Consider the following 559-nt stretch of genomic DNA (forward strand, 5'->3'; position numbering starts at 1 on the left):
GCGATGCCGCGGATGACCTGGACGATGCTGGTGATCTGTTCCGACTGCTTGTTCAGGCCTTCGATCTGCTCCGCGACGTTGGCCAGTTCGCTGGCGATGTCGTTGACCACCGCGACGGTCTGCGCCACGGTGCGGGTGCCGTGATCGGCGGAGACGTCGGTCTCCTTGGCGATGTCGTGGGCCAGCTGCGCGGCGGCGGCTTCGGAGTCGCGGCGCTCGACCTGGGTGGTGATGTCGCTGGCGAACTTGACGACGCCGTACACGCGTCCGTTGGCGTCGTACAGCGGGTTGTAGGTCGCGCGCAGCCAGACCTGGCGGCCGTGCTTGGTGACGCGGCGAAAGCGGTCGGACATGAACTCGCCCTTGTTCAGGCGTGCCCAAAACTCACGGTAGTCGTCGCTGTGGCTGTCTTCTGCCAGGCAGAACATCCGGTGATGCTGGCCGATCACCTCGTCGCGGGTATAACCCATCAGGTCGAGGAAGTTCTGGTTGGCGCTGACCACCTCGCCATCCAGGTTGAATTCGATTACCGCCATGGAGCGGTCGATGGCCTTGATGT

1 protein-coding gene is annotated in these 559 nt (G+C 64.0%); it reads right to left on the minus strand.

Translation table 11 applies throughout. From position 1 onward, the window contains the following. Positions 1 to 559, minus strand: a 559-nt coding sequence (locus J0A65_RS25330) for a PAS domain-containing protein (protein WP_206596984.1), incomplete at both ends; no start/stop codon positions are given.

The organism is Bowmanella yangjiangensis, from assembly GCF_017255015.1.
GTDB lineage: Bacteria > Pseudomonadota > Gammaproteobacteria > Enterobacterales > Alteromonadaceae > Bowmanella > Bowmanella yangjiangensis.